The organism is Lysinibacillus sp. S1, assembly GCF_044986265.1.
GTDB classification, from domain to species: domain Bacteria; phylum Bacillota; class Bacilli; order Bacillales_A; family Planococcaceae; genus Lysinibacillus; species Lysinibacillus capsici.
The window spans coordinates 714,328-740,158 of the sequence record NZ_CP173154.1; the positions used below are offsets into that span (position 1 = coordinate 714,328).

The following is a 25,831-nucleotide window of genomic DNA, read 5'->3' on the forward strand; positions in this document are numbered from 1 at the left end:
GTCTTAAGCAGTATGCTCCTACAAGGTGCTGCTTTTTTTATTGTTTCTTAAAGTTAAAATCATACTTCTTGTTGATTTTACCAGCAATCGTTTCTAGAAATAAAGCCACTGTCATATTCTCGACTTCATTTGTATACCATGCTAGCTTTGCACCATAGTTCTTTTTATTATAATTCACTTCTAATGGCCAGAAATTTTTTGTTTTATACGTATAATCAAATTTTACATAGAGTTGCTTACCATCGGGACATTCCATCACCACTTGGTATAATGGATTTTTTCTTTCTTGTTCAAATTTTACTTTTCTTATTTTGGTTAACATCAAAACCCCTCCTCTCTTCTACTACATTCGACAAAATTTTAAAAAAACCTTTATTCAATGAAAAAGGATAAAGCTCGTGATGACATAGGAGCTTTATCCTGCACAATTAGTTGGCTATAAATTTGTCGTAATAGCGTTTCAGCATGGTCGCCATTTGCTCTCTTGTTAAGGCGCCTGCTGGATTCATGTTCTTACTTCCATCGCCTCGGATAATGCCTTCGCTAATAGCCCACTCCCAAGCCTCTTTATGGGCTGCCCCCACTTCTCTGCTTGTTTGTAAACTAGCTTTTTCAGCTAGTAAGCTTTTCAACGTCTCTATTTCTTGTTTTAGCTCATTATATTGTGACACTGTTAATCCCTCCTCAAGCCCATTTTTAATATCTTGCTGGAATTGTGCTTCTGTAATCCCCATACTTTTTAAATAGTCAAAAGGATCTTTGTGCGTAGTGCCTCCTAGATTTTCCGCAATCCATCGATGTGACTTAATGCCGTTGCCGCTACCATCTAAAACAGTGGGAATCCCTGCCTCTATCGCAAGCTTACGTAACAGCCAAATATAAGCCGCATAGTCCTTTTTAAATTGTTCCTTATCAGCAGTCCGTGCCAATTCCACCTGGGCATAGCTATACGGATTTCCCTTTGGTCCACAGCCATATTGCACGCGATTGACTGGGGCTACTTGTACGATTCTTCCACCACCGCCTACCCAGTGAGAAACAAAGGCATTGGCTTTATTTCGATTCATATAGGCAATTTCGTTTTCCAATGCATTTGGACCTGTATTGCTGCCATTACCTGATTCATGCGCCACAACGTATTTGACTGCCGTTAGCGCTTGATTCGGTAGCCCTGACATCATCTGTTTTTCAATAACATRACTCATGTTGCACCGTCCTTTCCTATTATTTTTAGCGACTGACGCTATGTTATTCTTTTCTTCTTTTTGGGTTTTTTAGGGTAAACAACAGATAATTAGAGGTTCCTTTTGAGGCTTATTAGCTTCTTTTCGCGCTTAAGGCTACTGCGATCGTTTCACCTCTCTTTCCTCGAAGCTATGAAGTGTGAATGTCACAAGGACATCCACTTACTATTAGTAAATGCGCGCACAAAAGTGTTTTCTAGTTAGTTGTGCTCTTTTACTATTTTTTCATTATGATTTTATAACCTCTTTTCTCGCTTCCAAGCATTGACAAAGTATTGTKTTCTGTAGTATTTTAGTTCTTCTAAAATATTGAAAGCGAGGAAAGAAAGTGTGCAGGCAGTAGAGATTATTCGTCAATTACCAAGCTTACACGGCTTTACACAGCTAGTGAAAATTAACAAAGGCTATTCACCTGATAGCAAGTATCTGGTAACAGTTGGTGAAACGCGCTATTTGGTGCGCTTGTCAGATCTAGCACATCATGACAAACGTGCAGTAGAGTTTTCCTTGCTCCAAGAGTTAGCAAAGCAGGGTGTAAGAACACATAAAGCCGTTGACTATACCTTGTTTCAGGAAGCCAATATATCCGCAATGGTCGTTAGCTTTTTAGAAGAAACACCAGCAGATGAAATTATTCAGGAACTTTCTGACTCTGAGCAATTCCACCTTGGGCTTGCGGCGGGGAAAGAATTAAGAAAAATACATCAAGTGAGCCCTCCGCAAATAATTCATTGGGAGACAACACAGCTCAAAAAGTTTTCTACCTATTTGAAGGCATACCAACAAGATGCCTATCAACTTCCACAAGAGGCTAAACTATTGCGCTTTATTGAAACGCACTTACCACTGTTAAAGCAACGCCCCATCACCCTGCTTCATGATGATTTTCATCTCGGTCACATTATTTGTAAAGGACATACTTACAATGGGGTGATAGATTTTAATGGCTATGAGGTGGGCGATCCTTATCATGACTTTTATAATCTTGCCTTGTTTAGTAGACGACAAAGTATCCCCTATTGTATTGGGCAGATTGATGGCTATTTTTCATCTTCACCAGACGATATGTTTTGGCGGTTATATGCCCTCTATGCAGCCATGACGGTCTTTTCAACCATTGTTTGGACTCGTCACTATGACCCACGCTCCTTTGACGATGCGTTGGAAAGAATTCACATGATTTTACAGGATCATGATAACTTTTCATCGATTAAGCCTTTATGGTATGCGGAGAATTTATTCACTCCGTAAGAGGGCTAAAATTTTTTGTCGTTCTGCTGCAAAATCAATTGTTGGCTGAAATTCTTGTTCCTGATCACCACGCTGCTGAAACCACTGCGGAATGATTTCCCGTCGTCTAGCTTTAGAATGTGATGACACTTGCTGCTTGTGGGCTTGAAAACGCTGCTGGTCGATAGCAATATCTGCAAGACTCTTTATGTTCTGATGGCACCAATTTTGTAAGATGCTCTCTACATACCGCCAGCGTAAAACATTATGCTCCACCGCTAGCTTCATCGCAWAGATGACCATGTCCTCTGAAAAAATAGTGAGCCAGTGACGAATTTTACTAGCAATATAGGCTGTTTGTTTGCCAAAGCCTTGTTGTACATAAAAGTGGTAGGCAGTGTTAGTAGACTCCTTATCATCTTTATCTTTTAGTAATTGATTATTTAGTAAATTATTATTTAGTAGTGTGGGCTTTTCCGTTGATGGTACGACCGTTGACGAATTTCCCGTTGACGGTATAGCAGCACGTTTTGATGCTTCATAGACGAAAAATTCTACCCTACCGAACTTGCCGTCTTTTCCTCGTTCCTGTACTTTTTGAAGATAGCCCGCCTCTATGAGTTCGTCCAAAATTTTGGCAGTCGCTTCCCGCCCACATTTACTACGTATTGCTAAATCTGCAAGACTAAATGACCAATCATCTGGCAAAGACAGCATATAGGCAAGCAGACCCTTTGCTTTCCAGCTTAATTGCTCATCATTTAAAAATGCTTTATCCAAAACCACATAATTCTCCTTTTTGGCTACTCGATAAATCATGACGATCCCTCTTTCCTTCTAATGTCCTTTCTAACTATATAAAGAAAATTTTTTAAAATGGGACATAAAAAAAGAACATACCATGAAGCATGCTCTTTTAAGCAGGTGAAAAAATTTTTTTAGCGAATTCCTATAAAAACAAGCGAAAGGTGGTAGAAAGAATGAATTTTGTAACGTCCCCTCTAACCAAGAAGGTGAATAATGTTTTTATTCATGTCCGAGATTTACGTCATTCAGCAGAATGGTATAGCCAACTTCTTGGTCTGCCCTTTTGTGAAGAGAAGGTAGTTTCGCCTGTCTACAATTTACCCATTTCCTCTGAGACGGGAATTACCTTAGACGATCACACATTTGATCCTGGCTTTCAATTACAGCCGTCCAAGCATGTGTTGTTTAATTTCTACACAAACAATATTGACGATGCCTATCAGTCTATGAAAGACAAGGGCATTCCGATTGTTCGGCCTATAGAACGTTTTGATGACTTTGCTTACTTCAACATTCAAGATTTAGATGGAAATATAATCATGATCTGTAATGGGTAATGCAAACAGCAGAAGCAAACAATTGCTTCTGCTGTTTGTTATTCATAAAGCTCTTTATAGACAATGACTTTTAAAGCTGCAATCTCTTCATCGGATAATTTGCCTTCCACCATTTGTAGAGCTTCTTCCTGCGTCATCGAGCCGTCCTGCAATTTTACACGCATGTCGTTCAAATCGGTAATGCCCACTTTTTGAATTAAGACTTTCGTTGCCTCTTCTTTTGTCGTAAACGGCAATGTACTGCTATCGACCGTTTTCGCCTCTTCCATATAGGCTTTTAATTGTGGGTCATTTTCAATGGTATTTTTGATTTCTTCCTTTTGTCCGCTATTTTCTAATTCTGTCGACAAGGTATCTACAATTTTTTCAGAGGCAAATTTTGTGCCGAAATGTAGTACACCATACCCCACTACACCAACAAATATAGCAATTACCACTAGAAATTTAATCAATCTCAACTACGCTCACTCCTTTATACACGTTCATCATACTATATGGAGCGGTTGTTGAAAAACAATTCTCCCTAGAAATTATGTAAAAAAACCCCATCTTTGTAGATGAGGCTTATTTAACGTATTTCAAATACTTCCGCACAAATTCAACAATGTAGAGAACTTCCTCTTCCGTCATCGTTAGCAGCTTGCAAACACGTTGTAGTCTAGCTGGTAATGCTAATTGCTGACGTACCTGATGAATATACATATATTTGCATTTTCGCGGATTTACTTTGTCTCGTATTTGCTTATATCGTAGGTATGCATAGCGGGCAAAGGCGTTGAGCATCTCCCGCTCCTGCTCATCACGCTCCCTCTTTTTAGCAGCCTCATCAATGATGTCCGTGTCAAATATCTGTGTACCATCTGTTAATTGCATAGTACCACCTCTCTATTGCAAATGTACTCCTCTCTATTAAATGCAACAAAAAAAGCCACACCTAGGGTAGATGTGACACTTTTTATGATTTTTATATGTAATGATTGGTGGATAGAATTCTAAATGTGACGGATACAATGTCTAATCTGACGGATACATCGCTCATTTTGATGGATAGAATCGCTTAGAATGGATTGCTCATTTCAAATCGGTGGATAGAATGCTAAATGTGCTGAATACCAAGCTTATTCTAAATTGATGGCTGCTATTAGCTTCATAAATAATAAACAAAGATTGCTACGATAATGTTTGGTATTGCTAATAGTAACGCATTATTCATGAGAAGATTGCGTTCGTTTCTGTCTTCATTGGTTTCTGTTGCGAAATTGGCGCGCATTCTATCTCCGCTTGCGATGGCTCCTGACAATAACATGGCAGAAACGATGAAAATTCCACCGAGTAGCCCTGAAAGCAAATGGGCTTCCTCTGTACCCCATATGAGAATGGAGCATATCACACCTAGAATGGACAAGATGGTGCCAATGCCTATATACTTCATTTTCAGCCCCCCTTCGTTTATTATACGGCTAACCGCTCTTTTTCGTTTCAATAAATCCCTATTTACCTATACAAGATTTTTCCTTTTCCAGTAAAATAACTATAAGGAGGGAGGCTATGCAAATGAAAGACAAAATAAGTGCATTAACGAAAATGACCTTAGATGATTTAGTACATAATAGATATGAGAAACTTCAACAGGAGAAGATATTAACAGAGGATACTGCTATATTTCTGCAGGAGGTTTTCGCCTTGCAAGGTACCTTAACATGGCCGCTGGATGAAGCTTCCTTAGCTATTGATGTGTATGAAATGAACGACCAAAGTTGTTTCACAACAGAAATTCGCTATTTATGGTTTGATGATGAAGAAAGTGCTGTGGTTCTTTTTTGCAAGGCCTATACAAATGCAGATCAAACGGAGATCACTGCTTTCATGATTGATACGGTTGATGCCTAGTATAGTATCCGCGCCAAACGTTCATAGTAAGTATGGTGTGAAACTCACGCCGAATCATACGACGGAGGGATCAATTTATGAATGGAATTCGTGAAGGTTTAATCCCCACTATACTCGGGTCAGCTGTTACGGCGGCAGGCTATGCAATGAAGCAAAAACATGGCTCTAACAAAATGGTGGCCAATACGATTTTTGGCTTTGGCTTAGCACATATTGTGTTAGGTGCGATTGACCTGGTAGAGCATCGTCGTTAACGAGAGAAGGGCACGCTATGTGCTCTTCTTTTTTGTATTTTTTTCTATTAAATGCTAACATTGTCATAAAAGCTTAAGGAGTACAGTGATGGCGACAATAGAAGATTTTATAGCACTTGATATACGAATCGGCACGGTATTAGAGGCTGAGGAACTGCCAAAGGCTCGGGTTCCTGCGATTAAAATGAAAATTGATTTTGGTGAAGAATTGGGCATTAAACAGTCTTCCGCACAAATTACGAAGCGTTATACACCCGAAGTCATTATTGGGAAGCAAGTAGTGGCGATTGTTAATTTCCCGCCACGTCGCGTTGCGGGTTTTAAGTCAGAGGTATTAGTCATTGGTGGTGTACCTGTGGAGGGAGATGTAATCCTGTTAACGCCCGATCAGCAGCTGCCCAATGGAACGAAAATACAGTAAAAGCCTCTCGCATTATGCAAGAGGCTTCTTTTTCTGAAGTGGTATCCAGATTTCACTTGTAAAGGTTGGTGAGGAAAAATCCGTGCTTGTATGGCGCACGATTTCTGGACCAGCAACCTGTTCATAGCCAGATGATGGGAACCACTCCGCATAAATGCGCCCCCATGTTTCCTGCAGTGTTTGTGGGAATGGTCCAACCGCTTCAAAGACAGCCCACGTACAAGCGGGTACATCCAACTGTGAAAAATGGTGAGACGTTTCGGTTGTGGCTACGCCGATATAATGATCAAGCTCGCCCTTTTCCTCCATTCTGCCCTCAGAAAAGTTTGTGGAGGCTTGGATGATTCCTGTTGGTTCTAGATTCGACAGCTTTTTTAGTTGCCCAATATCCTCCATTGTTAATGCACGTGCCATTTCAGTTATCGCTTGATTTTCTCCTTGAAAGACGATAGGTACTCTTTTCATAAGACCCACGATGTGAAACGCTTCTTTTTGTTCGAGTCGGTAATTCATTTCACAACCTCCTTGTATGGTAAGTTGGAAGGTCATTCGTGGAAACGCTTTTAGGTGCTGACCATTTTGCCTCGCCTCCGATGGTGTGATGCCATGCATTTGCTGAAAGGCTCTTGTAAATGCATCTGCAGAGCGATAGCCATAACGAATCGCGATATCGAGAATTCTCATAGATGAATCTGATAGTTCCAGTGCGGCAAGCGTCAGACGCCTACGACGAATATACTCTGATAGCGAGATGCCTGCTAGAAAGGAAAACATACGTTTAAAATGGTATTCCGAACAATAAGCTAATCTCGCAGCTTCTTGCACATCAATTTCCTCTGTTAGATTGGCCTCGATATACGTAATCGCCTTATTCAACCTTGTTAAAGAATCCACTTCTTTCACCTTCCTTATCTTTACTTTAGCAGGAATAGTAGCCCTTCATCCGACAATTGGTGCCCCATTTAGTCGCCTTCCAAAAAATAATCTATCGAGCAGGCAGATAACTAGCTTTTGAAGCTACTTTCACATACATATAATAGTGTAAAGCTAATTTTAGCCTTACACCTCCTGACTTGATACTTAGGGTCACTGCTCGCACAGTGGCCCTATGAAAATAAAAGATCATTGTGTCGGATCATAATTTTCGTTACAATATTTGTAAAAATAGTCTATTGAGCTGGAGGCAGCAACATGGATCGTCTTTTCCAGTGGTACAAGTATTTAAAATACATACTCATTCCTATAATTATTTTAAAATACTTACAAGGTGAGGGTGTAAATATGCTCTCCTATTTGGTGTGAGCTTTTTACTCATTATTCTACAGGATTTTTTCGCCATTCGTAAAAAAACAAAATTCCTACTCCGTCTCATCATACTGATTATTTTATTGTTTTTGTTCATAACTGCCATTGTCTATCAAGCGACAATGTCTATTATTTTTTCAATCCTACTACTATGCGTGTTAGGTATGGCACTTTATTTACATAGAAATGAAGAAGGAGAACAATAAATGGTACATGAAAATAATAGTAAGCGATTACTTTTAATCATCGGTTGGGTCAATGTGGTAGTAGCCCTTCTCCTATTCCAAGCTTTTTGTGGGCTTATGGCTATCTGTATGGGGATTGTACTTAAAAAGGATTATCAAGCACCAACCCATGGGCTAGTCTTGATAGGAGTTGGTATCGTGAGTACGGTTATAGGTTGGATGCTCAATCATTTCTATATGTAAAAATGACCAAGAACCTTGATTCTTGGTCATTTTACAATTAGCGATAACTATTATGTGTGGGTTCAAATAATGCTTCGTCGGCGCTTCGTACAAGTGAGAAATGATCCACATTATAATGGCCATGTAGGATGTCGTTATGGTGTGCAACCGTATCTTCTGGTGATAAGTAGTCGGAACCATTTGTTGAATGGCCATCTCCCACTAAAGTGACATCAAAGCCCTGTATAGTTGCTGCTCTAACTGCTGTATCCACGCAATGCTCGGTTTTGCAGCCCATCATCACCAAATGCTCTACCTCATTGGCCTGTAAGTAATCGAGTAATCCCGTCCTATAAAAAGCGTTTGTAGCCAGTTTATCAAAATAAACAGCGGTAGTAGGTACTTGGATCGCTTGATGTACTTGAAAGCCTTCCCCTTCTCCACCCGCTACATCCTGATCACGTACAAAGATAATATATGCCTCTGCCTCAATAGCTTTTTGAATAACGGCATTGATTGTTTTAAGCAATTCATCCTTGCGATAGACGGCTTGTTCATCCTGATTTCCCTCGATTAATTCTTGCTGTGCATCAATGACCACTAGTGCTTGCTTCAAAAGCATCTCTCCCTTATCGTTTGCTAACAATATTTTACCATTAATAGTTAATTTCTGATATGCATTATTTTATAACTTTTGAAACCGTCATACCATCCCCAATGGGTAAAAGAATCGAATCCAGCTGCGGATGATTAGCCACTGTGACATTGAACTTTTTCATGATGGCTGTATAGCGCTTGGGTGTCGCCATAGGGTCTGCTACACTGCCTCCTGCTAGGACATTATCTGTCACAATGAATGCACCAGGGCTTGCTAGCTGTATGCAATAGGCTAAATAATTTTCATAGTTATCCTTATCAGCATCAATGAAGAAAAAATCAAAACACTGTCCCGTTGCCACAAGCTTTTCAAGGCTATCCAATGCAGGGCCTGTCATATACGTTACCTGCTCGGCAAAGCCTGCCTTGGCAAGATTTTTAGCGGCTAGCTGTGCATATTTATCCTCTAACTCTAGGGATGTCAGTTTGCCTTTCCCTTCCATTCCTCTCGCCAGACAAATACCACTATAGCCGCCAAGAGCACCAATTTCTAAAATAGCCTTTGACCTAGTAATCGATACAAGCATCGTCAACAGCTTTCCTGATGATCGAGAGACAGAAATAGCAGGCATACCATTTTCGGCAATAGAGGACAGGACATCCTCTAATAGGGCATCGTCCTGATAAAATACCTCATCTATATAGTTATTCATTTGTTTCATGTGCGTTATCTTCCTCTTGTAGACTGTCGTTGGTTTCATTTTCTTGAATATCAAACAACTGGCAMAATTCTTGGATAACTAGATCGATGGCTTTTAATTCACCGACTAAAATTTGCTGAATGGATTGAAATTCTGGCTGTTCTAATTGCTGTTTAATGGTAGCTCGCTTCACATGCAGCATCTCTAAAAATGAAATCGCTTTGCCGCGTCGGAACGTTTTTGCTCCTCGCTGTGGCGCGCCTTCCATGCCTCTGTGGCGTCCACCACGGTGATGTCCCTCTCTCATATGCTCTCTAAATCCAGATCCTCTCATTTCTAAAACACTCCTTTTGTATACATTTGTATACATTAATTTAAACTGATTGTATACAAATGTATACAAATTGTCAATTAAACATAATGCTTTCATGCTTCAACATATGTTAGACAATAGGGTAAACGTATCGAAATGGAGGTTAGATGAGTGAAAAGGGTTATAAAATATGTGTTGGGCATCGGTACATTATTGATACTGTCAGGCATATTTTTGATTGGGGCACAATCTCACTATAATCAGAAGGAAATTAAAATTGCCAGTAAGCTATGTCTTGAAAATGGCGGACAGCCTACTATCATCCGCGATTATTTGGCTTTGAATTACTCCTTTTCATGTCAGAAGAACTGAGGTAGTACATATATGGATAGTGAACTGAGTTGCTAGAAAATCGAGTAAATTTCATCTATCTTTCAGGCAAATGGCKAGCTAACAAGATTACTTTTACATACAAATAGTAGGGTAAAGCAAATCTAGCCTTTCCACAGCTCTCCTGTTTTGAGGTCACTTTTCTTGGAAGGTGGCCTTTTTTGGCATGAAAAAAGACGTCATGTCGACGTCTTTAATGTTTGATCGATATCCTCAATCAACCTATCCACTTGTTCCTTTGTTATCTTGATGACATATAATTCTGTCGTTTCGATTCCATCAAGGCTTGTTAGGTGTTTAGGATATTGATAGTTATTTGATATCTCCTTGTCCATACAATCACCTCTTCAATAGATATATTCGACATAAAGTATAGCAAACCTTCTATAAAAAGGAAAATAACAGTATATTTTTTCACTAAAATAGCTATCATTTAGACGATTTAGGATAAAGAAAGGTTAAAGGGATAAGTCCATTTAGACTATCCTTATGTAAAAGTGCTTATTGCTTACCAAATTTCGCAATTTTTTTGAGGTAGAAAGAGCCGATGGACACAATAATAGCTCCATAGACTTTCAGCATCACATTTCTAACAGGCGCCTCCTCTATGGTTGTACTGAGAAAGGCACATCCAACCACAATGATTACCATCCCGAAGATGGCATGAATATATTTCACTATATTTCCCCTTTTCTAGTAGGCAAGTCCGACGCGTGTTTTCAAAAATTCCTCACTGAAGATTTGTTGGTAGGCAAAATCTGCTGTATCCGCTACTGAAATTTCGCTACCTCCCTCTGGCAAGAAGTTACGTTCAACGCGGTAGTTTCCTGTCCAGGCCCCATCAGGTAAATAGGTAGGACAAACAATTGTCCAATCCATTGCAGATTGCTGTAGCTGTTCGAATACACGTTGGTGCTCCTGTGCAGCAAAGGTCGATTTTCGTTTCGATTCCGTTGATTGGTAACGAAGAAGAGTCGGCGTTACACGACTTTGTAGAATCCCTGCTGTTCCAATCGTAATGATTCTTGTCACCTGTTGCTTTGTCATCGCTTCAAGAATCAATGGTAAGCTAGCCGATAATGTAGTGCCTCCATCTGTATTTAATGCACTCACCACCACATCCACATGATGCATTGCCTGCTCGATATCCTGCTTGTTTAAAACATCCCCTTTCATTACACACAGCTGTTGATGATGGTGCGGTAATTTATCGGGATTTCGGACTAATAGGGTGACCTCATGCTGATCCTTTATTGCTAGTTCTACCAAATGGCTGCCGACACGTCCACTCGCGCCTAATATTAATATTTTCATTTCTCTCACCTCTTTATCATTATATTACAATTCCCTTTATATGTAAAAAGGCACAGATCACAGTGCCTCCCCTCTACTATTCACGCTCTAGTAATTGAACATCAACCATAAATAGATGCATATTATTCTTTTCAGCTAGCTCATCGATAATCGATTGAATTTCACTTTCTGTACTTACATCAATTTCTTCCCCATCGTGTAATTGAATAGTGATGACTTGATGCGCTGGAGAGTCTATTAGATAACCAACTGTACTATCAGGCGAGTAACCTGCCGACCGTATCGCCAGTAACACTTGTTTTGTAAAATTCGTAGCTTGTAATTTTTCGCCAAGCTCCTCAGCATAGGAAGTTGCTCTTTCGGTGCTCGGAGCTATAGCTAAAGGCTCCCTTTGTACCATCCACAATGACATCACAACCAGTAAGCACATGAATAAAAAGAAGATTTGCAGGACACTTTTCATACACTCGCTCCATTTCTCCATGAAATTTACAGGCGGAAGTCTAGCAATCTTTTTCCCTGAAATTGTTATTATTCTCACAGCTATGTATGGCTATTTCTCTCTTTTTAATTATTAAAAAATAATTTTCTTTTTGTACAAAGGGCAAATTACCAAGAAGTTTTGTTTGTGGCTTCATAGATTAGAAATGTAAAGGTTAGCGCTACCATTACTAAAAAACTAACAAAAAGGGAGATTAAAAGATGCAGGATAGTAGATATAGTCAATATATGAATTGGAATCATAAAAAAGAAAAGTGCTGTGAACAATATGTAAAATGCTATTGTCATTTAGAAAAAAAATGTGAACACAAACAAGAAGGATGCAAATGCAAACACAAGCATGAGCATTGCAAATGGGAACAGAAGCATCAGCGATGTAAGTGTCATGAAAAGGATGACCATTGTAAATGGGAACATAAGGAGGATTCTTGCTCTTGCAAAAAAGAGGAGGAAGAGTACTACTACGAGAAGGATTATTCCAAAGATCACAAGTGTAAAGGCTGTATTTGTCATCTATTAAGATGCTTATCTCCTGGCACTTTGGTTGATGTTATTTTAGCAGGTGGCGGTAGCTTTGCAGGAATTTTATTCATCAGCTTAGATCCTAAAACTTGCTGTGCTACATTCTTAGAGGTAGATGCTGCAGCAGCAACACCACTTATCATTGATTGCCAGCAAATTATTGCCATTAGAAACGCGTAACTGTTCCATTATCATACTTGACACCAATTCATATACCATAATCCTACCACTATAAGGGCACATTTAATCTTCTGCCAGGTTCGTGAAACCATACCTGGCAGAATTCATATTTTTCAGCTATTCATTGACAATGACTTTGACAATGGGCTCTAATTTCCCTCTATTCACATCGCCAAGATAATCAACATCTACTACGACAGCTCGTGGCTCAAAACGTTGGATACATTCTATGAGGCGTTTTGTGTTTATTTTCTTCATACGCTGGAAGGGTTTACGAATATCAGACCTTGTCACATATTCGCGGAGCGGACAAGGAATCGTAAACGTCGATAAAATAAATGCTACATTTTGTAATATACCTTCCACGCCTGTAGCATTACCATTAACATTACTTAAAGCCGTTACTTGATGTGTCATTCTATCAACCTTTCTTCTACGTTCATACAATTGGTACTTTGGAAAAAGAGCACTTTGTTATTTATGCTTGCTCATTAAAAATTATGAACGCTTTGTTTTTATGTACCCAATGTTATTTTTATTCAAACAACATCTTAGTTGATAGGCTGACCTACAAGCTTAGCGCATGATGGCGTAGTAAATAACATACAGCCAGCTAAAACAGCCATGGATGATTGCCCAAATGATGGAGTGATGCACACTCCAGGAGATCGTAATCGCTAAAACCGAACCAAAGCCAATGCCATTTTTGACCACCGTTTTATGCTCCACTTTTTTCACCTTCCTAGTGCTTTTTAACTCTCCTTCTTGCCATCGCAATCGGTTTCCCTCCTATCGTTTTCTATGTTTATGCAGGAACGAACAAGGGCAATCTGAAAGAAAGGATGTGATGTTATGACAATTGTCATGCTGACTGCCACGATTGGCATCCCCAGCCTTATGGCATATCTTCAGCACAAATGGGCTAGCTTTCGCCTTCTTTTCAACATACTAGGTGTCCTTGCTGCGATTCTGTTTAGCACGATTGCCGCTACAGCTATAACGAACATTATTCTTGAGGATGTAGTCTTTATGACAACGATCCATGCTGTGTTCTTAAACCCTGTCTTTCTAATTACAGGGGCGTACCTTGGCTTATATCTGATTTACCGGTTCATCATGATGACAATTCATGAAAGAGACAAGCCGCCATCCCTTTAGTAGAAATCACAATAGACGTGCCAAGTCTGGATTGTTGGATTGTAGAAAAAATAAAAATTACCATGATCCACAATATTCAAACGTGCTTTTGCATCGGAGGCAATTTGGAGGACAAATGGCGCATCGTCACCGAAATCAACGCCACTTTGACAAAAGCTTGGATAGCCACCAATTTTATGGAGTGGATAGAGGTCTTCAACAATATCCTCAAAATAGTCGAGCTGCTCTTCATGCTCCAACGTCAAAATCTCTTCCTCCAATTGAGCAGGAATACCGCCCCCATCCCATGTTGGATAGTCATTTGTAATATGTTGCGGTAGGAGTGGAAACGCGCGAATTTGTTCATGCTGCCATTCGCGCTTTACTAAGCCTTCCAAAGTGGTGTACGTTCTAATATCAAAATAAGAACCAAGATCATCCTCCATCAGATGATCTAATAGACGTTCATCGACAAAGACTGTGACTAATTGAAAAGGCTGTAATGCCATCGGTACATAGGGTAGACCTTTTAGAAAAAACGTAGCGAGCGGCTGATAGCCAGATGGTGGCTGCTCTTCTGGTAAGGACCAGCCCACATAGCCAATCCAGCTTTCCAATAAATCATGTGTAGGTCGAATACCACCCGTTTGAAAAATCGTGGCCTGCGTGGCTAGTTGAGCCCGAATTTGTTCAATTGCCATCTGCTAGCTCCTTTTGTCGACAGCAGCAATCCGTTGTATGGTCGTTTACCATGCCCACTGCCTGCATAAAAGAATAACAAATTGTACTACCGATAAACTTAAAGCCATCTTTCTTCAATTGCTTGCTCATACGATCACTAATTTCTGTCGTCACAGGCACCTCTTTAATGGATGCCCACTCATTCATAACTGGTTTGTGATCTACAAAGCCCCAAATATAATCTGAGAATGAGCCATGCTTTTCCTGTATTTGGAGATATGCTTTAGCATTTGTCACCACGCTAGCTATTTTTAATTTATTGCGTACAATCCGTGTGTCTTGCTGCAATTCCTCTAGCTTGTCTGCTGTATAATGGATAATTTTTTCCACATCGAATTGATCAAATGCCTCACGATAGCCTTCACGCTTTTGGAGAATCGTCCACCAGCTCAAGCCAGCCTGTGCCCCCTCCAAGCAAAGCATCTCAAATAAATGCTGGTCATCATAGACCGGTACACCCCACTCCTTGTCATGGTATTCCACATACAAAGGCTCATCTAGCTTGACCCAATCACATCTTTTCATTTTTATACCCTCCATTTTATGTATCCTTTACTTAATAGCTGTAATGCAAAGCCATCCTTTACTTGATTTTTCGGTGACATACACGGTTTGAAAACCGATACGTTCTAATAATTGCTTCGTTGCCTCAGGTGTTTGATAGGCTTTCATATGATAGTTCATTTTGTAGAGCTCTGCTATGATAATAAATTTCCCACCGTTTTTCAGAACCCGCCATACTTCCTCTACATCCTGCTCCAAGGATGGCCAAAAATAGTGCGTTTGAAAGGCTGTAATCGCATCAAAAAACTGATCATCGTATGGAATGCTTGAAACGCTTGCCTCTTTCACAATGACGCTACCCTTGGCAACATTTGCTTTATTCAATTTGATTGATTCCTTCACTGCCTGTGTGGAAAAATCTATCCCATATATTATACCATTTGGATTCAATTTGGATAAAATTTGGAGCATTTTCCCACCACCACAACCTATGTCTAACACACGATCACCATCATTGATAGCACCTTGCCTGATGAACCATGCATTCATACCACGATGGGCAAAATTCATAATTTGTAGCATCGTTGAGCCAATCCATCCATTTGGCTTTTTCGCTTGTTCAATTAACGTTTGTAAGAGTGACATGATTGGATTCCCCCCTCAAGTAAGATTGTTAAAATAGAATTAGAGCTTTAAAATAAAAACGCTTACTAGTTTGTACGTACTTCAAAACAATTTGTTTCATTTTTTACAAAGGAGGAAGATTTTATGATTCAACAAGCAAACCAGAAGAACGCTCATGCTGCAGCCTCATTAGCCTTACTGCTCTGGCCCAATCATACACCAGAGGAATTTACCGAAGAGATGACACAGCTGCTAAGGGAAGAAAACGCAGCTATTTTCCTTGCCTATGACGATGACGAAGCAGTTGGATTTGCCCAATGCCAGTTAAGAACAGACTATGTAGAAGGGACTGACTCGAGTCCAGTCGGCTATTTAGAAGGCCTTTTTGTGAGAGAGGAATATCCCCAGCATGGCTCTGCCAGACTGCTKGTGGRGAAATGTGAGMAATGGGGAAAGCAAAGAGGCTGTCTAGTGATTGCCATTGACTGTGAATGGGACAATGACGAAAGCCTAAGGGTTCATCTTCAGTTCTGTTTTACAGAAGCTAATCGCATCATTTGCTTCACAAAAAAATTATAAAAATGGCTGACAAAAAAATCACAGGCGTTGCAAACATAGCACCTGTGATTTTTCGACATTTTTTTAGTTTAGATATGTATTGTTGGAAATATTTCGTTCGCGCTCATCTATGATTAATTGGATCATTAATGCGAGTTGTTGTTCGATTCGCATATTATTTAGATGTAAGATATCAGCAATCACATTCTTGTGCTTCTCTGCTAATTCCATCTCCTCTAGCATTAACATAATTTCTTCTTTTGTCAGCCCAAACATACTCATATCACCCCAATACTCTCTCTATTTATTATTGTAAAATCATTACTCCCATTTCATAATTAACGAAAATTTATCTTATTGGATGAACCATTTTTACTAATTATAGGTTTAAACATAGAAAATAATCAATCTATTATCCACATTTATTTAATATTTATTTTACATTAAGTAAAAACTTTTATTATGTAGGTTATAACTTATACAAAGATTGTATAAGTTTTCCTGTGGAATATTTCAAAATATTGCAGTAATTGCAACAAGACATCTATACCATTATAAAAATATTCTTGCATTTTGTCGAATTATAGATTTTTTTTGCACAAATTAAAATTAATTAAAGCCCAAACGTATTCCTTTACCCATTTTTCACATATATGAAATATCAATACACGAATCCATAAAAAAAGTAATTTCAAAATTGAAACTACTTGTCTTATTTGTATAATCGGCTTTTATATTATTTTTTTAATATCATATTTCACTATTTCTAATTTCATGTCCTCAATTTGAGATACCTTTGATGCTGTATCCTTCTGCCATGTCGCTGTCTGCACATGTCCTTGTACAAATAATTGGCTGTTTTCCTGTACCACCGCTGGAGCCTTTACTGTGGCTATATCAGTATGACGCATTTCCAATAATGATTTATTGGACAGCGCTAAGAATGGTCTAGCCGCCTTATCCACCCTACAATTTTCAATACGCCCCATTGATTGATCTGACCAAATCATGGCATAAGAGCTTTCTTGACCATCTTTAAAATAGCTATTAGCTATCTCAAAAATTGCATCAATGCAAGTAATTCCGTTTCCTTCCATTTGTTCAAACGTGCAATATTGTGTAAATAATCGGGCATTGTTGATATAGATATGGTGGCTTTGCAGCTCTCGAATCGTTGTATGATGCATCATGATTTTGGCATGTTCATTACCATAAACACCACCTGATTGCCCAAATTGAATAATCGATTGCTGTAGCTTTAATCCACTAGCATCAACAATAATATGAAATTGCTGATGGTTTTGAATTTTACATTGGTTCATCGAAACATTTGCCTCATCCACAATGGTAAGCCCGACAGCCATGCCATTACGAACACGACATGTATGAAATTCCACCTTGCTATTTTCTATCAACACCTGCGCCTTGACATGCCGAGAAACTTGACAATCATAGAACTTGGCTTCGGTTTTTTCTCCAAGATACAACCCATGACTTTGACCATCTGAAAAAATAGAATCAGATACCATTAGTTCACTGCGATGAACCACCATATTCGTATCAAGATGCTCTTTTATTTCACAGCCATCCATCCTGAAAGTCGTGCTATCAAACAATTGAATGCCTACCCCTTGCCCTTGGTGTACTAAACAATTGGTCATCGTAATCTCACTCGACGCAGCTATTACTTGTGCCTTGTCATTCCCATGAATTTCACAGTCCTCCATTGTCATCTTGACATGGCGAATCGCAAAAATACCATGCTTCTTCCCTTCCAACAGCATACAATTCGTCAAGGTCAGCTCACAGTTTTGAGCGATAATCTGTGCCTTCCTATGATGCTCAAATGTCGTGTCGACTAGAATAACACTGGATCCATTCGCGACACGCAAACCAAAATGATTCAGTGGCGTAGCAAGCACTGCACAATTTTTCATCAGCAAACTACCATAGCTCACCATCATCTGCGTTCGAATCAATTGCTCCTCAATGACACAATTCTCTAGCTGTAAATCACCTTTCACATATAGCCCCTGCCCTTGCCGGAACCGTAAATTACGCATCGCGACAGGAGTTTGATAGCGAATAAATACACCACCCTTGATGGTCACATTGCCAACCCCATACAACGTCAGCCGCTTAGCAATATCCAAGCTTTCCTCATAAATCCCATCCCGAATTTCAATCATATCCCCAGGCGCCGCCTCTTCAATCGCCTGCCCGATACTTTGATAACGATGCATTATGCTCCTCTTCACCACAAGTACAGCCATTTACACACTCCTAACCAAAAAATGTTCGTACCCTATTTATATACCGAACATGCTTGTGCTTATTCAATTTTGTGTAAAATTGCTGGAATATGCAGGTGTTTATTTGGAATGTTTGACGGTTTAATGAAAGTGGGGAAAAATGAAAAAACCAACAACAACCGAATTCCCTCGGTCATTGCTGGTTTTTTTCATTTACATTATTTCTTGCGTTTCACAAATACAATAACAAAAATAGCGGCTAGTGCTGCTAGGATAGCGATCATCCAAACTGTGTTTGAGTTGGATGCTGTGTCATCTGCTGCGGCTGCTTGTTGCTCTTCTCTTGGTGTAGCGTTCGAAGACTCCATTTCTTTGGCATCCTCTTTCACCACTTGTGCAGTGCTAATTTGCACATATTGTAGTGTTGCTTCATTCGAGTCGGATGCTTCATGCTCGTGGCTGTCGCCATGGCCTTCTGCATGATCCCCGTGGCTTTCCTCTTGCCCACCGTCATGACCATGATGGTGATCCGCTGCTGTTGTAAAAATAGAACGTTCTAGCTGTTGCCCTACCCAGCTTTTGGCATCTGTTGAATCGGCAAAGATGCGAGGGTGTCCTGACAACATATATGTTTTACCTTCGATGATGATTCCTGTTTGGTCACCTGTGACAACGTCTTCAATCGTACCCGTTGGTCCTTCTGCAAAGCCGCCCATCTGAATAAGCGTATGTCCGCCCATATCAAATGTTAGGTGCTCTGTTAAGAATGCAATGTACTCTTCTTTCGTCATGGTTGCGTCAGGATTGGCTAGCTCAAGTTTATGATGAAAAAGTGCTGTATTTATTTCCTTGTACGTAATATCTCCCTCTAGCGAAGATACGTAATCCTCTTTTTGAGCTGCTTGTGCTAGCTCATCCACTGTTGCTCCCTCAAGGCAGAAATAGACACCTACCCAGCATGCAAAGTCCTTGCGTGAAAGATTGTCTGTTGGKTTTAAGGCCATATCTTTGCCATTGTACCCAAGAAGCCCAATACTGTGTAGTACCATAATGTCCTGAATATTGGCGGCTGTTTCAGGGACATCCGTGAATAGTGTACTTTTATCCATCGTATGGGCGTAGGCAACAGGTGCCATGAATAAAGTACTCATCAATAATAAAAGTAAATATTTTCTCAAAATGATTCCACCTTCCAATGCCTTAGTATACAGATGAAATGTGAGGGAAGTTTGAAATCCACAGGTATTTTCTATAGCTTAAATTGACGAATCAGGGCATTTAGTTGTTCAGCCATTTCTGCTAAATGCTCGGCACTATGTTTAATTTCAGCCATGGAGCTTGCAGTTTGCTCAATGGTAGCCGATGTTTCCTGAATGCCTGCCGCTGATTGTTCGGAGACAGCAGCAATTTCATCGACTGCTTTATTAATCGTGACAGTATTGTGAACAACCTCAGCTAGCTCCACTGACATACCTTCAATGCCTGTCGCAATGGCCTCAATAGCATCCGCAATTTGGTTGAATGTCGTATTGGTTGCGGCCATTTGTGTTGTGCCCTTTTCGACTTCCTCATAGCCTTGCTCTAGCGAGGAGGTTACTGTATCGGAATCATCCTGAATTTTTCTGACAATCGCTGTAATATCATCGACGGAGAAGGCGACCTGTTCGGCTAATGTTCGAACCTCGTCGGCCACCACGGCAAAGCCTTTCCCCTGTTCCCCAGCTCTAGCTGCTTCAATCGCTGCGTTCAATGCGAGTAAATTAGTTTGGGCAGCAATCGTTTGAATGACCGCCACAAGCTTAGAAATCTCCTGTGTTTGCTTACTTAAGCCATTTACCTGATTCACCGCGTCCTTCACTGTATACTGGATGGCTTCCATTTGTTTTGTGGAAGTGGTCATTAAGCTTCTACCTTCTTGTGTTAAAGCCTTCACATTCTGCGAATACTGTTGTACATCTTTACTGCCGTGATGAACCGTAGTAACTTTGCTAGTAAAATCATTCATGGCGGAAGCGACATCAGAGGCATGATCTGCCTGTAATTCTGTCCCACTTGCCATTTCTGTAACCGTATGAACAATTTGCTCTGTCCCCATTTTGACCTCAGAAGTCGACTGAAGAAGCTCCTCACTATGTGCCGCTACATCATTGGACACCGTTTGAATATGCTTTAATAGACGATTTAAAATATCTGACATCGTATTGGTCGCTTCCATCAGTTGCCCTACTTCATCCTTCGATTGAACCTTCAAAGGCGGCTCACTTAAATCGCCATTGGTCATTTGTTGCATACGCTTGGTTAACGTCACGATTGGTCTTGAAATACCACGAGCACTTAATAGCTCAATTATCACTGCTAGAAGAACAATCACAATACCTACGATAATGGCGATTCGCTGTTTCTGCTCTCCAGCAGCAATACTGTCCGTCCCTACCTCATTAATGGCTAGCTTCCGTTGCGCCGCTAAGTCTTCGTAGCCTTCACGAATGGTCGTAGCTGTGTCATCCATTTTTGTGAGGTTTTGGGTAGCTAGCTCGGTGTTCCCTTGATCATATACCACAAATACCTCTTGCTCAATATAACGGTTCCATTCCTTAGACATTTCCGCAAATTGTCCAAATTCGCCTGAGGAAGATAATGCTGACCGCTTTTCTTCATTGCTTAGTTCCTTTGCAACATTATCCTGAAATATCTCTTTATACTTTTCTCTCCCAGAAAGCACATAGCCTCTAGCTGCCGCTATTCTTAAATCAATGGACTGTGCCTGCTCGTAATCGATGATTAATAGTTGTAATTCTTGCTGTACAATTTGCTCTGTCGCATCATTGCTTTGCTTGATGGCAAAGTAATTGTAAACAATGTATCCTATCATGATTGCAATCACAATGCTAAAGGAAAAAACAATGCGTCTACTGATTGTTTTGAACTTCATTTGCAAAAACCCCTTATTTTCCTAATCTATTCCATCCTTAAAAATCTACCATTTAATTAGGACGATTAGCGGTTTTAGGAATTTTTGCTATATTTCCAGAAATAACTTGGTCAATATAATGTTTTTTATAGCATCTTTTATCGCACGCCTTTAGTACTATCCTTAATCCCAGCTATTGAACATTACATCGCCAATGGTTTGACTATTAAAATAAGAGACGTATTTCCATTCTGTAGCAGATAGGCTATGGAACGCCTCATCCTTTGTTAGTAATGTTGTAAGTGTCTCCGCTTCCAAGCATTTTCGCATAGGAAAATATTTATGCAGGTGAGGCTTGGATAAAAAGGTAAAGCTATTCACCTCCTGCTTGGCAAATGCGATGTACGGCATCAAACGATGATGAAGAATCGTCAGTGTTTCTCCATCGATTTCAATCACTGCCTGCATATAGACAAAGGGCGCTTGATCAATAAATTGCCTTACTTTCGCTCGTTGTTCGCTTGTCACTAAATTGTACACCATCGACTGAAACATGCGCATGTCCTGCTCAATTAAATGCGCTGCATCGAAACCAGAAATTCCTTTTGTTAAACGCAAGCCTTCCATCACTCCTTGTTATTTGTCTCTATAATAGGACCTTCTCGTTCGGTTGAGGAAATTCCTGCCAATCTATGCATTTCTTTTAATATGATAATCAATTTGTAGGAATGGAATACCAAATAACGTCATCTGATGGCGTGCTGACAATGTCTTGTCATCTACCGCAGAAATTTGAAAATCCTCCTGTAGGGGTAGCCTCATCACATTTTTTCCTATCGCCAAATAAATTCCTGCATCTCCATCATGGCGACTTGTTAGGTGTAACTGACCATTTTCTTCATAGGTATACAAAATGCCAACCATTGTTGAGAACGGGAGTGGTAAGGCTATATTCATATAGGTCGTTTCGTCGCTTGTGTGCTTCGAATAAATCGCGACAAAAACGGTTTGCTGATGAATTGTCCGAATCCATGCACGTGGAGACGGACGGCTATCTCGTGCAGAATCGACCTGAACAATGCTACCCGTCATCTCAACTGGCTTACTGGAAAAGGGTAAATTGAGCTGTTGGAGCAAACGGCTCATTCCTTGATACAGAAAGGCAAAAGGTCGAAACCAAGCCTTCCATTGCACCGTCGAAAGCAGCCGATAGGTCGTCGTATACTCATAAAAATGTGGAATGACAGGCGGTAGCTTTGTAGTATCGACAAAATCCTGTAAGGCATCGACCAAGCCAGGGTGTGGTATATTCTCATGATGTAGCTTCCCGCGAATTTGGCTTACAGGGAACTCAAACGGACGCTGTGTTGTTGGGGGGACAGCCATTAGCCAGGCGATGACCCCTATCCCCCCAAAGAAAACACCATTGATCACACCATGGAATTGAAGCATTTCTGGAATGCCGATGGAAACGTTTCCGCTGACACGACTGTAAACATACAGACAAGATCCAAGAATCGTCAGACAGAGCGCTCCATAGGAAGTCCTCAGCAATAGCTCCTGTCCAAACGGAAGCTTTGTTTTGAGCGCTACGAAAAACAAGCCGTAAATGGCGAAAATATAAAGAGCGACGGCGATGATTTCGATGAGAATGGAAAAGGCAATACCTACCGCAACAAGGATTGGTCCTGCCAGCAACATCATCACCATCACACGGTAGCCGCTACTATCATGTAATCGACCTAAAAGTCCGACTGAAATGGGTAATAAACAAGCCGAATAATGAAAGTGAATGGCCGTTAACCACGTTATTAATGGTGAAAAACCAGTATCCATGTTGGTGACATAGGCGAAAAACCACAGACCACCGAGGGCTAGGTAGAAAAGCCCCATGTCGATAGCAAACTCCGCAATATTTGTAAAACCTCGTTGTAAAAATCTTTTCACGCCTTGCATGGCGATATAGAAGGTATACAGTACATACATGCCTGCCAAAACATTAACCAAAACGCCATCCGTCGACCAATGCAGCAGTGTAACGGCTAGCATCATCCCCAAAATAATGGCTGTGCCGACTTTCTGAACATCCACAACCATTGATACCATGGTGGGAACGAAAACTAGTTGAGCAACGGTTAGTAACCATAAGTAATTGGGTTGCCCACTAAGCACAAAGCAAATCACCGTGAACAAAATCCCTAGTAAAAAAATGAAATTACTTCGATTGTTGTGTAAATTCACCAGCATACATCATGAGCCTCCCTATGAATGGATTATGGATGGAGACATGAATGGTAAAGACATTTTTCGATTCATCAAAGCCTTCCTCTACAATGACTCGACCCTCTAACAGTCTAGGCATCGGGCATTCGAAACGCGAGAGGACAAAGCGCTGCTTACCTGAACGAATGACCAATGTCCCCGCTCGTGTCACCGTAAAGTGCAAATCGGAATAAAAAAGAGCGGGTGTGCCTAAATAATCTTTCACAATTTTTTGAATTGGATCAATGGTCATCCTTGCATCAAAATGCCTTGTTTTCTGCGGGAAATAAAAGGTGCGCTCCCATAGCACGTCTAGTTCCCCACTTGGCAGGGCTCTGCATGTATTCGAAATAGTAAAGGGGATATCCTCCCCTGACTCTGGAAACAGAAATCGCGTTTTCGCAGCCAGTGTATAGAAGGGACACATCCATTTAGCACCAGATTTTATTTGATGCATCACGCCCTTAGCAAAAAATGATTCATCAATTGGTAACGCATAACGCTGTTGTAGCATCGGATGAAGTCTTGCAAAATCATCCCCTAATAATGTTTGATAGATCGTCATCCTTGTTATCCTCGCTTTCTTTTACAACTTTTAGCACTCGGTACATCCTTACTTAAGCTAAATCCGACAATCGACAACACCCATAAAGCACTATTAAAGGTAAGTGGATTAAAGGGTGCTTGTACACTTGTCGGGTCCGCAACAATAGCAGCTATCGTCAAGAGCGGAAAAACGATGATTTGCATGCCAAAGAGCCAGCGTTTTCCTCGCGGGTAAAGCCAACAAAAAGCAAAGAGAATTTCCGCAACCCCTATCCACATAACTAGCTGATCAGCATGTTTTAGTAATGAAGCGGTCATCTTTAATTCCTGCGGATGCATATGGATGATCTTCGGTACAAGACCATGATAGAACCAGACAAAGCAAAAGAATAGACACAGAAGCATCGTTAAAAAGAATCGACTATACTGTGCGGTAGGATTTTCTCCTTTTTCTAGCCATCTTTTTAAAACGTCAAAGCTGAGTGCCGTCGCCCACCCCATTAATGGACGAAAAAATAAATCAAAGAATACGCCAAGCTTGCCATAGCGTGTATCATAATCATATTGGGTCAGAAATGTCAGCCCCTGTTGATGCGGGATATATTGCCAATAGCCTTTTCCCTCCGCTATGGGTGAGCGCTTTTGAGGCGTACCAAAATGCAGTGAGGAAGTTCGCGTGCCATTTTCTTTATGATGCTCCCCCTTGCTTTCTCCCCAGCCGCTTACCTGTAAGCCTGGCATTACCTTCGTTTCATAGGTAAAACGCTGTGGCTCCTCGGGTGCTTTTTTCGGAATATATGTAATCGATGTAAAACGTAAATCCCATTGCTCATGCAGATGAGGATTTTGTGTATAATCCCACGCTTTCTCTATAGGAGCCTGAATGTCTATCTCGACATAAATAGGCTTTCTGCTCATAAACTCACTCCTTTTTTTGATGAAGCCACTATCATTATAGCAGTAAATTGATAACCTTCTATTAAATGGGTATGCTTATGACGTTTCTCAATAAAAATAAAAAACTTGAATCGAAATGATGACTTGCTGAGTCTAATGGTCGAAAAGGAGGCGATTTTCATTACGAGCACCCAACAAACTCTTGTAGCCTTAGCCCAACAAGGTGATGAGCAGGCGTTTTATCAGCTCATTGAGCAGGAGCAGCATAAGCTTTACCGAATGGCCTATGTCTACGTACAAAATGAAAACGACGCCGTAGAAGTTTTTCAGCAAACCATTATTCGAGCCTATGAGGGGCTACCGCAATTAAAGGAGCCTCACTATTTTGCCACTTGGCTTACCCGCATTATGATAAATTGCTGTAAAACCTATATTGCGAAGAAAAAAACAGTTATGCCTGTTGAACCACAAACTTTCGAGGATTTAACAAGCGCATCTCCTACATACATCGAAGAAGAGCTGGATTTATGGCAGGCTCTTTGCCAGCTCGAGGAAAAGTACAAAACGGTGCTATTGCTACGATTTTATCAAGACTACTCTGTCAAGGATATTGCGGCGATTTTGCAATGCCCTGAAGGTACCGTGAAAACACATATTCGCCGTGGCTTGCATGCATTACGACAACAATTAAAGGGGGCATATCTCGATGAGTGGGTTCAATCCGCTGAAAGAAGTCATTAATGCAATACCCATCCCTGAAGGACGT

Annotated in this window: 40 protein-coding genes; 13 read left to right on the forward strand and 27 right to left on the reverse strand. The window is 40.5% G+C overall.

Annotation, left to right across the window (positions count from 1 at the left end; all coding sequences use genetic code 11):
- Positions 1–37: 37 nt before the first annotated feature.
- Together ACHZEU_RS03790 and ACHZEU_RS03795 are read right to left on the reverse strand one after the other, a co-directional pair.
- Positions 38–322 carry a hypothetical protein gene (locus ACHZEU_RS03790; RefSeq protein WP_048393855.1) on the reverse strand — a complete coding sequence of 95 codons (285 nt, stop codon included), beginning with the start codon at positions 320–322 and terminating at the stop codon, positions 38–40.
- A gap of 106 nt (positions 323–428) precedes the next feature.
- A complete protein-coding gene (locus ACHZEU_RS03795) occupies positions 429–1,205 on the reverse strand; it encodes an N-acetylmuramoyl-L-alanine amidase (RefSeq protein ID WP_404804041.1) in 777 nt (258 codons plus the stop codon).
- 369 nt (positions 1,206–1,574) lie between these two features.
- Between ACHZEU_RS03795 and ACHZEU_RS03800 the strand changes: the two genes are divergently transcribed.
- Entirely contained in the window at positions 1,575–2,495 is a 921-nt protein-coding gene (locus ACHZEU_RS03800; RefSeq protein WP_048393858.1) for a phosphotransferase family protein, read from the forward strand.
- Here the strand turns inward: ACHZEU_RS03800 and ACHZEU_RS03805 are convergent.
- Positions 2,481–3,293: a DnaD domain protein gene (locus ACHZEU_RS03805; RefSeq protein WP_404804042.1), complete on the reverse strand. Its 813-nt coding sequence runs from the start codon at positions 3,291–3,293 to the stop codon at positions 2,481–2,483. The two genes, ACHZEU_RS03800 and ACHZEU_RS03805, sit on opposite strands and share 15 nt — an antisense overlap.
- Before the next feature lie 161 nt (positions 3,294–3,454).
- Here ACHZEU_RS03805 and ACHZEU_RS03810 point away from each other — a divergent pair, with 161 nt between their 5' ends.
- The gene (locus ACHZEU_RS03810) at positions 3,455–3,838 is read left to right on the forward strand and encodes a VOC family protein (protein ID WP_048393862.1); all 384 of its coding nucleotides are present in this window, start codon (positions 3,455–3,457) and stop codon (positions 3,836–3,838) included.
- 38 nt (positions 3,839–3,876) lie between these two features.
- On the opposite strand, the gene ACHZEU_RS03815 is transcribed toward ACHZEU_RS03810, so the two are convergent.
- The 3 genes from ACHZEU_RS03815 to ACHZEU_RS03825 form a co-directional block, all read right to left on the reverse strand.
- Positions 3,877–4,296: a hypothetical protein gene (locus ACHZEU_RS03815; protein WP_048393864.1), complete on the reverse strand. Its 420-nt coding sequence runs from the start codon at positions 4,294–4,296 to the stop codon at positions 3,877–3,879.
- A 106-nt stretch (positions 4,297–4,402) separates the two neighbouring features.
- Positions 4,403–4,711: a hypothetical protein gene (locus tag ACHZEU_RS03820; RefSeq protein WP_004228634.1), complete on the reverse strand. Its 309-nt coding sequence runs from the start codon at positions 4,709–4,711 to the stop codon at positions 4,403–4,405.
- A 274-nt stretch (positions 4,712–4,985) separates the two neighbouring features.
- Positions 4,986–5,270 carry a DUF5316 domain-containing protein gene (locus tag ACHZEU_RS03825; RefSeq protein ID WP_115673739.1) on the reverse strand — a complete coding sequence of 95 codons (285 nt, stop codon included), beginning with the start codon at positions 5,268–5,270 and terminating at the stop codon, positions 4,986–4,988.
- A 116-nt stretch (positions 5,271–5,386) separates the two neighbouring features.
- On the opposite strand from ACHZEU_RS03825, the gene ACHZEU_RS03830 reads away from it, so the two are divergent.
- From ACHZEU_RS03830 to csaA, 3 genes are all read left to right on the forward strand, one after another.
- A complete protein-coding gene (locus tag ACHZEU_RS03830) occupies positions 5,387–5,728 on the forward strand; it encodes a hypothetical protein (RefSeq protein ID WP_279494744.1) in 342 nt (113 codons plus the stop codon).
- A 77-nt stretch (positions 5,729–5,805) separates the two neighbouring features.
- A complete protein-coding gene (locus ACHZEU_RS03835; RefSeq protein ID WP_004228639.1) occupies positions 5,806–5,982 on the forward strand; it encodes a hypothetical protein in 177 nt (58 codons plus the stop codon).
- Positions 5,983–6,070: 88 nt separating this feature from the next.
- Complete coding sequence (gene csaA, locus ACHZEU_RS03840) at positions 6,071–6,403, forward strand: chaperone CsaA (RefSeq protein WP_004228641.1); 333 nt, start codon at positions 6,071–6,073, stop codon at positions 6,401–6,403.
- A gap of 12 nt (positions 6,404–6,415) precedes the next feature.
- Here csaA and ACHZEU_RS03845 read toward each other — a convergent pair whose 3' ends face one another.
- Positions 6,416–7,297 (reverse strand): AraC family transcriptional regulator, encoded by an 882-nt coding sequence (locus tag ACHZEU_RS03845; RefSeq protein ID WP_048393870.1) that lies wholly within the window; start codon positions 7,295–7,297, stop codon positions 6,416–6,418.
- 404 nt (positions 7,298–7,701) lie between these two features.
- Between ACHZEU_RS03845 and ACHZEU_RS03850 the strand changes: the two genes are divergently transcribed.
- Both ACHZEU_RS03850 and ACHZEU_RS03855 read left to right on the forward strand, forming a co-directional pair.
- The gene (locus tag ACHZEU_RS03850; protein WP_279494743.1) at positions 7,702–7,914 is read left to right on the forward strand and encodes a hypothetical protein; all 213 of its coding nucleotides are present in this window, start codon (positions 7,702–7,704) and stop codon (positions 7,912–7,914) included.
- Entirely contained in the window at positions 7,915–8,136 is a 222-nt protein-coding gene (locus ACHZEU_RS03855) for a hypothetical protein (protein WP_115673735.1), read from the forward strand.
- A 37-nt stretch (positions 8,137–8,173) separates the two neighbouring features.
- Here the strand turns inward: ACHZEU_RS03855 and ACHZEU_RS03860 are convergent, their stop codons facing one another.
- The 3 genes from ACHZEU_RS03860 to ACHZEU_RS03870 all read right to left on the reverse strand — a co-directional run bounded on the left by ACHZEU_RS03860 (position 8,174) and on the right by ACHZEU_RS03870 (position 9,747).
- On the reverse strand, positions 8,174–8,731 hold the full coding sequence (locus tag ACHZEU_RS03860) for an isochorismatase family protein (RefSeq protein ID WP_404804043.1): 558 nt from the start codon (positions 8,729–8,731) through the stop codon (positions 8,174–8,176).
- Between the two features lie 64 nt (positions 8,732–8,795).
- Entirely contained in the window at positions 8,796–9,434 is a 639-nt protein-coding gene (locus tag ACHZEU_RS03865) for an O-methyltransferase (protein WP_048393874.1), read from the reverse strand.
- Positions 9,418–9,747 (reverse strand): hypothetical protein, encoded by a 330-nt coding sequence (locus ACHZEU_RS03870; RefSeq protein ID WP_404804044.1) that lies wholly within the window; start codon positions 9,745–9,747, stop codon positions 9,418–9,420. Before ACHZEU_RS03870 ends, ACHZEU_RS03865 begins: the two co-directional genes overlap by 17 nt.
- Positions 9,748–9,897: 150 nt before the next feature.
- Here ACHZEU_RS03870 and ACHZEU_RS03875 point away from each other — a divergent pair, with 150 nt between their 5' ends.
- A complete protein-coding gene (locus ACHZEU_RS03875) occupies positions 9,898–10,098 on the forward strand; it encodes a hypothetical protein (RefSeq protein ID WP_016993987.1) in 201 nt (66 codons plus the stop codon).
- Positions 10,099–10,295: 197 nt separating this feature from the next.
- Here ACHZEU_RS03875 and ACHZEU_RS03880 read toward each other — a convergent pair whose 3' ends face one another.
- The 4 genes from ACHZEU_RS03880 to ACHZEU_RS03895 form a co-directional block, all read right to left on the reverse strand.
- On the reverse strand, positions 10,296–10,451 hold the full coding sequence (locus ACHZEU_RS03880; protein ID WP_016993988.1) for a hypothetical protein: 156 nt from the start codon (positions 10,449–10,451) through the stop codon (positions 10,296–10,298).
- Between the two features lie 166 nt (positions 10,452–10,617).
- Positions 10,618–10,794 carry a hypothetical protein gene (locus ACHZEU_RS03885; RefSeq protein ID WP_175400806.1) on the reverse strand — a complete coding sequence of 59 codons (177 nt, stop codon included), beginning with the start codon at positions 10,792–10,794 and terminating at the stop codon, positions 10,618–10,620.
- 15 nt (positions 10,795–10,809) lie between these two features.
- The gene (locus ACHZEU_RS03890) at positions 10,810–11,430 is read right to left on the reverse strand and encodes an NAD(P)-dependent oxidoreductase (protein ID WP_048393876.1); all 621 of its coding nucleotides are present in this window, start codon (positions 11,428–11,430) and stop codon (positions 10,810–10,812) included.
- A gap of 76 nt (positions 11,431–11,506) precedes the next feature.
- Entirely contained in the window at positions 11,507–11,893 is a 387-nt protein-coding gene (locus tag ACHZEU_RS03895) for a hypothetical protein (RefSeq protein ID WP_048393877.1), read from the reverse strand.
- A gap of 378 nt (positions 11,894–12,271) precedes the next feature.
- Here ACHZEU_RS03895 and ACHZEU_RS03900 point away from each other — a divergent pair, with 378 nt between their 5' ends.
- Both ACHZEU_RS03900 and ACHZEU_RS03905 read left to right on the forward strand, forming a co-directional pair.
- Positions 12,272–12,451 carry a hypothetical protein gene (locus ACHZEU_RS03900; protein WP_305193835.1) on the forward strand — a complete coding sequence of 60 codons (180 nt, stop codon included), beginning with the start codon at positions 12,272–12,274 and terminating at the stop codon, positions 12,449–12,451.
- A gap of 20 nt (positions 12,452–12,471) precedes the next feature.
- Positions 12,472–12,633, forward strand: a complete 162-nt coding sequence (locus ACHZEU_RS03905; protein ID WP_233732648.1) for a hypothetical protein — start codon at positions 12,472–12,474, stop codon at positions 12,631–12,633.
- 117 nt (positions 12,634–12,750) lie between these two features.
- On the opposite strand, the gene ACHZEU_RS03910 is transcribed toward ACHZEU_RS03905, so the two are convergent.
- On the reverse strand, positions 12,751–13,050 hold the full coding sequence (locus ACHZEU_RS03910) for a hypothetical protein (RefSeq protein WP_048393880.1): 300 nt from the start codon (positions 13,048–13,050) through the stop codon (positions 12,751–12,753).
- Positions 13,051–13,209: 159 nt separating this feature from the next.
- Complete coding sequence (locus tag ACHZEU_RS03915) at positions 13,210–13,410, reverse strand: hypothetical protein (RefSeq protein ID WP_048393883.1); 201 nt, start codon at positions 13,408–13,410, stop codon at positions 13,210–13,212.
- 75 nt (positions 13,411–13,485) lie between these two features.
- Between ACHZEU_RS03915 and ACHZEU_RS03920 the strand changes: the two genes are divergently transcribed.
- The gene (locus ACHZEU_RS03920; RefSeq protein ID WP_257961178.1) at positions 13,486–13,791 is read left to right on the forward strand and encodes a transposase; all 306 of its coding nucleotides are present in this window, start codon (positions 13,486–13,488) and stop codon (positions 13,789–13,791) included.
- On the opposite strand, the gene ACHZEU_RS03925 is transcribed toward ACHZEU_RS03920, so the two are convergent.
- The 3 genes from ACHZEU_RS03925 to ACHZEU_RS03935 are packed head-to-tail and all read right to left on the reverse strand — an operon-like array spanning position 13,788 to position 15,660.
- Complete coding sequence (locus ACHZEU_RS03925) at positions 13,788–14,471, reverse strand: DUF1963 domain-containing protein (RefSeq protein WP_404804045.1); 684 nt, start codon at positions 14,469–14,471, stop codon at positions 13,788–13,790. The genes ACHZEU_RS03920 and ACHZEU_RS03925 overlap by 4 nt on opposite strands.
- Positions 14,461–15,036, reverse strand: coding sequence for a DNA-3-methyladenine glycosylase I (locus ACHZEU_RS03930; protein WP_048393888.1), 576 nt, complete (start codon positions 15,034–15,036; stop codon positions 14,461–14,463). The genes ACHZEU_RS03925 and ACHZEU_RS03930 overlap by 11 nt, the downstream gene beginning before the upstream one ends.
- A 27-nt stretch (positions 15,037–15,063) precedes the next feature.
- Complete coding sequence (locus ACHZEU_RS03935) at positions 15,064–15,660, reverse strand: class I SAM-dependent methyltransferase (RefSeq protein ID WP_404804046.1); 597 nt, start codon at positions 15,658–15,660, stop codon at positions 15,064–15,066.
- A gap of 123 nt (positions 15,661–15,783) precedes the next feature.
- On the opposite strand from ACHZEU_RS03935, the gene aac(6') reads away from it, so the two are divergent.
- Positions 15,784–16,218 carry an aminoglycoside 6'-N-acetyltransferase gene (gene aac(6'), locus ACHZEU_RS03940; protein ID WP_404804047.1) on the forward strand — a complete coding sequence of 145 codons (435 nt, stop codon included), beginning with the start codon at positions 15,784–15,786 and terminating at the stop codon, positions 16,216–16,218.
- 63 nt (positions 16,219–16,281) lie between these two features.
- Here aac(6') and ACHZEU_RS03945 read toward each other — a convergent pair whose 3' ends face one another.
- The 8 genes from ACHZEU_RS03945 to ACHZEU_RS03980 form a co-directional block, all read right to left on the reverse strand.
- On the reverse strand, positions 16,282–16,479 hold the full coding sequence (locus ACHZEU_RS03945; protein ID WP_404804048.1) for a hypothetical protein: 198 nt from the start codon (positions 16,477–16,479) through the stop codon (positions 16,282–16,284).
- Positions 16,480–16,928: 449 nt separating this feature from the next.
- Positions 16,929–18,440, reverse strand: coding sequence for a right-handed parallel beta-helix repeat-containing protein (locus tag ACHZEU_RS03950; RefSeq protein WP_404804049.1), 1,512 nt, complete (start codon positions 18,438–18,440; stop codon positions 16,929–16,931).
- Positions 18,441–18,667: 227 nt separating this feature from the next.
- Positions 18,668–19,627 (reverse strand): hypothetical protein, encoded by a 960-nt coding sequence (locus ACHZEU_RS03955; protein ID WP_404804050.1) that lies wholly within the window; start codon positions 19,625–19,627, stop codon positions 18,668–18,670.
- A gap of 71 nt (positions 19,628–19,698) precedes the next feature.
- Positions 19,699–21,381, reverse strand: a complete 1,683-nt coding sequence (locus ACHZEU_RS03960; protein ID WP_404804051.1) for a methyl-accepting chemotaxis protein — start codon at positions 21,379–21,381, stop codon at positions 19,699–19,701.
- Positions 21,382–21,543: 162 nt separating this feature from the next.
- Positions 21,544–21,987, reverse strand: coding sequence for a hypothetical protein (locus ACHZEU_RS03965; RefSeq protein WP_404804567.1), 444 nt, complete (start codon positions 21,985–21,987; stop codon positions 21,544–21,546).
- 63 nt (positions 21,988–22,050) lie between these two features.
- The gene (locus tag ACHZEU_RS03970) at positions 22,051–23,607 is read right to left on the reverse strand and encodes a YndJ family protein (protein ID WP_404804052.1); all 1,557 of its coding nucleotides are present in this window, start codon (positions 23,605–23,607) and stop codon (positions 22,051–22,053) included.
- Positions 23,576–24,187 carry a DUF4166 domain-containing protein gene (locus tag ACHZEU_RS03975; protein WP_048390672.1) on the reverse strand — a complete coding sequence of 204 codons (612 nt, stop codon included), beginning with the start codon at positions 24,185–24,187 and terminating at the stop codon, positions 23,576–23,578. The genes ACHZEU_RS03970 and ACHZEU_RS03975 overlap by 32 nt, the downstream gene beginning before the upstream one ends.
- A gap of 5 nt (positions 24,188–24,192) precedes the next feature.
- Entirely contained in the window at positions 24,193–25,086 is an 894-nt protein-coding gene (locus ACHZEU_RS03980; RefSeq protein ID WP_048390669.1) for a DoxX-like family protein, read from the reverse strand.
- 135 nt (positions 25,087–25,221) lie between these two features.
- On the opposite strand from ACHZEU_RS03980, the gene ACHZEU_RS03985 reads away from it, so the two are divergent.
- The gene (locus ACHZEU_RS03985; RefSeq protein ID WP_048390667.1) at positions 25,222–25,806 is read left to right on the forward strand and encodes a sigma-70 family RNA polymerase sigma factor; all 585 of its coding nucleotides are present in this window, start codon (positions 25,222–25,224) and stop codon (positions 25,804–25,806) included.
- Positions 25,807–25,831 lie beyond the last annotated feature (25 nt).

What these genes read in the sequence shown, in the direction of transcription:
- ACHZEU_RS03790 (WP_048393855.1), bottom strand. Translation starts at nt 322, where the DNA reads ATGTTAACCAAAATAAGAAAAGTAAAATTTGAACAAGAAAGAAAAAAT.
- ACHZEU_RS03825 (WP_115673739.1), bottom strand. Translation starts at nt 5,270, where the DNA reads ATGAAGTATATAGGCATTGGCACCATCTTGTCCATTCTAGGTGTGATA.
- ACHZEU_RS03970 (WP_404804052.1), bottom strand. Translation starts at nt 23,607, where the DNA reads ATGCTGGTGAATTTACACAACAATCGAAGTAATTTCATTTTTTTACTA.
- ACHZEU_RS03975 (WP_048390672.1), bottom strand. Translation starts at nt 24,187, where the DNA reads ATGACGATCTATCAAACATTATTAGGGGATGATTTTGCAAGACTTCAT.
- ACHZEU_RS03920 (WP_257961178.1), top strand. Translation starts at nt 13,486, where the DNA reads ATGACAATTGTCATGCTGACTGCCACGATTGGCATCCCCAGCCTTATG.
- csaA (WP_004228641.1), top strand. Translation starts at nt 6,071, where the DNA reads ATGGCGACAATAGAAGATTTTATAGCACTTGATATACGAATCGGCACG.
- ACHZEU_RS03985 (WP_048390667.1), top strand. Translation starts at nt 25,222, where the DNA reads ATGGTCGAAAAGGAGGCGATTTTCATTACGAGCACCCAACAAACTCTT.
- ACHZEU_RS03965 (WP_404804567.1), bottom strand. Translation starts at nt 21,987, where the DNA reads ATGGAAGGCTTGCGTTTAACAAAAGGAATTTCTGGTTTCGATGCAGCG.
- ACHZEU_RS03810 (WP_048393862.1), top strand. Translation starts at nt 3,455, where the DNA reads ATGAATTTTGTAACGTCCCCTCTAACCAAGAAGGTGAATAATGTTTTT.
- ACHZEU_RS03900 (WP_305193835.1), top strand. Translation starts at nt 12,272, where the DNA reads ATGAGCATTGCAAATGGGAACAGAAGCATCAGCGATGTAAGTGTCATG.
- ACHZEU_RS03820 (WP_004228634.1), bottom strand. Translation starts at nt 4,711, where the DNA reads ATGCAATTAACAGATGGTACACAGATATTTGACACGGACATCATTGAT.
- ACHZEU_RS03890 (WP_048393876.1), bottom strand. Translation starts at nt 11,430, where the DNA reads ATGAAAATATTAATATTAGGCGCGAGTGGACGTGTCGGCAGCCATTTG.
- ACHZEU_RS03930 (WP_048393888.1), bottom strand. Translation starts at nt 15,036, where the DNA reads ATGAAAAGATGTGATTGGGTCAAGCTAGATGAGCCTTTGTATGTGGAA.
- ACHZEU_RS03895 (WP_048393877.1), bottom strand. Translation starts at nt 11,893, where the DNA reads ATGAAAAGTGTCCTGCAAATCTTCTTTTTATTCATGTGCTTACTGGTT.
- ACHZEU_RS03980 (WP_048390669.1), bottom strand. Translation starts at nt 25,086, where the DNA reads ATGAGCAGAAAGCCTATTTATGTCGAGATAGACATTCAGGCTCCTATA.
- ACHZEU_RS03910 (WP_048393880.1), bottom strand. Translation starts at nt 13,050, where the DNA reads ATGACACATCAAGTAACGGCTTTAAGTAATGTTAATGGTAATGCTACA.
- ACHZEU_RS03945 (WP_404804048.1), bottom strand. Translation starts at nt 16,479, where the DNA reads ATGAGTATGTTTGGGCTGACAAAAGAAGAAATTATGTTAATGCTAGAG.
- ACHZEU_RS03865 (WP_048393874.1), bottom strand. Translation starts at nt 9,434, where the DNA reads ATGAAACAAATGAATAACTATATAGATGAGGTATTTTATCAGGACGAT.
- ACHZEU_RS03880 (WP_016993988.1), bottom strand. Translation starts at nt 10,451, where the DNA reads ATGGACAAGGAGATATCAAATAACTATCAATATCCTAAACACCTAACA.
- ACHZEU_RS03855 (WP_115673735.1), top strand. Translation starts at nt 7,915, where the DNA reads ATGGTACATGAAAATAATAGTAAGCGATTACTTTTAATCATCGGTTGG.
- ACHZEU_RS03835 (WP_004228639.1), top strand. Translation starts at nt 5,806, where the DNA reads ATGAATGGAATTCGTGAAGGTTTAATCCCCACTATACTCGGGTCAGCT.
- ACHZEU_RS03830 (WP_279494744.1), top strand. Translation starts at nt 5,387, where the DNA reads ATGCAAATGAAAGACAAAATAAGTGCATTAACGAAAATGACCTTAGAT.
- ACHZEU_RS03935 (WP_404804046.1), bottom strand. Translation starts at nt 15,660, where the DNA reads ATGTCACTCTTACAAACGTTAATTGAACAAGCGAAAAAGCCAAATGGA.
- ACHZEU_RS03925 (WP_404804045.1), bottom strand. Translation starts at nt 14,471, where the DNA reads ATGGCAATTGAACAAATTCGGGCTCAACTAGCCACGCAGGCCACGATT.
- ACHZEU_RS03960 (WP_404804051.1), bottom strand. Translation starts at nt 21,381, where the DNA reads ATGAAGTTCAAAACAATCAGTAGACGCATTGTTTTTTCCTTTAGCATT.
- ACHZEU_RS03950 (WP_404804049.1), bottom strand. Translation starts at nt 18,440, where the DNA reads ATGCATCGTTATCAAAGTATCGGGCAGGCGATTGAAGAGGCGGCGCCT.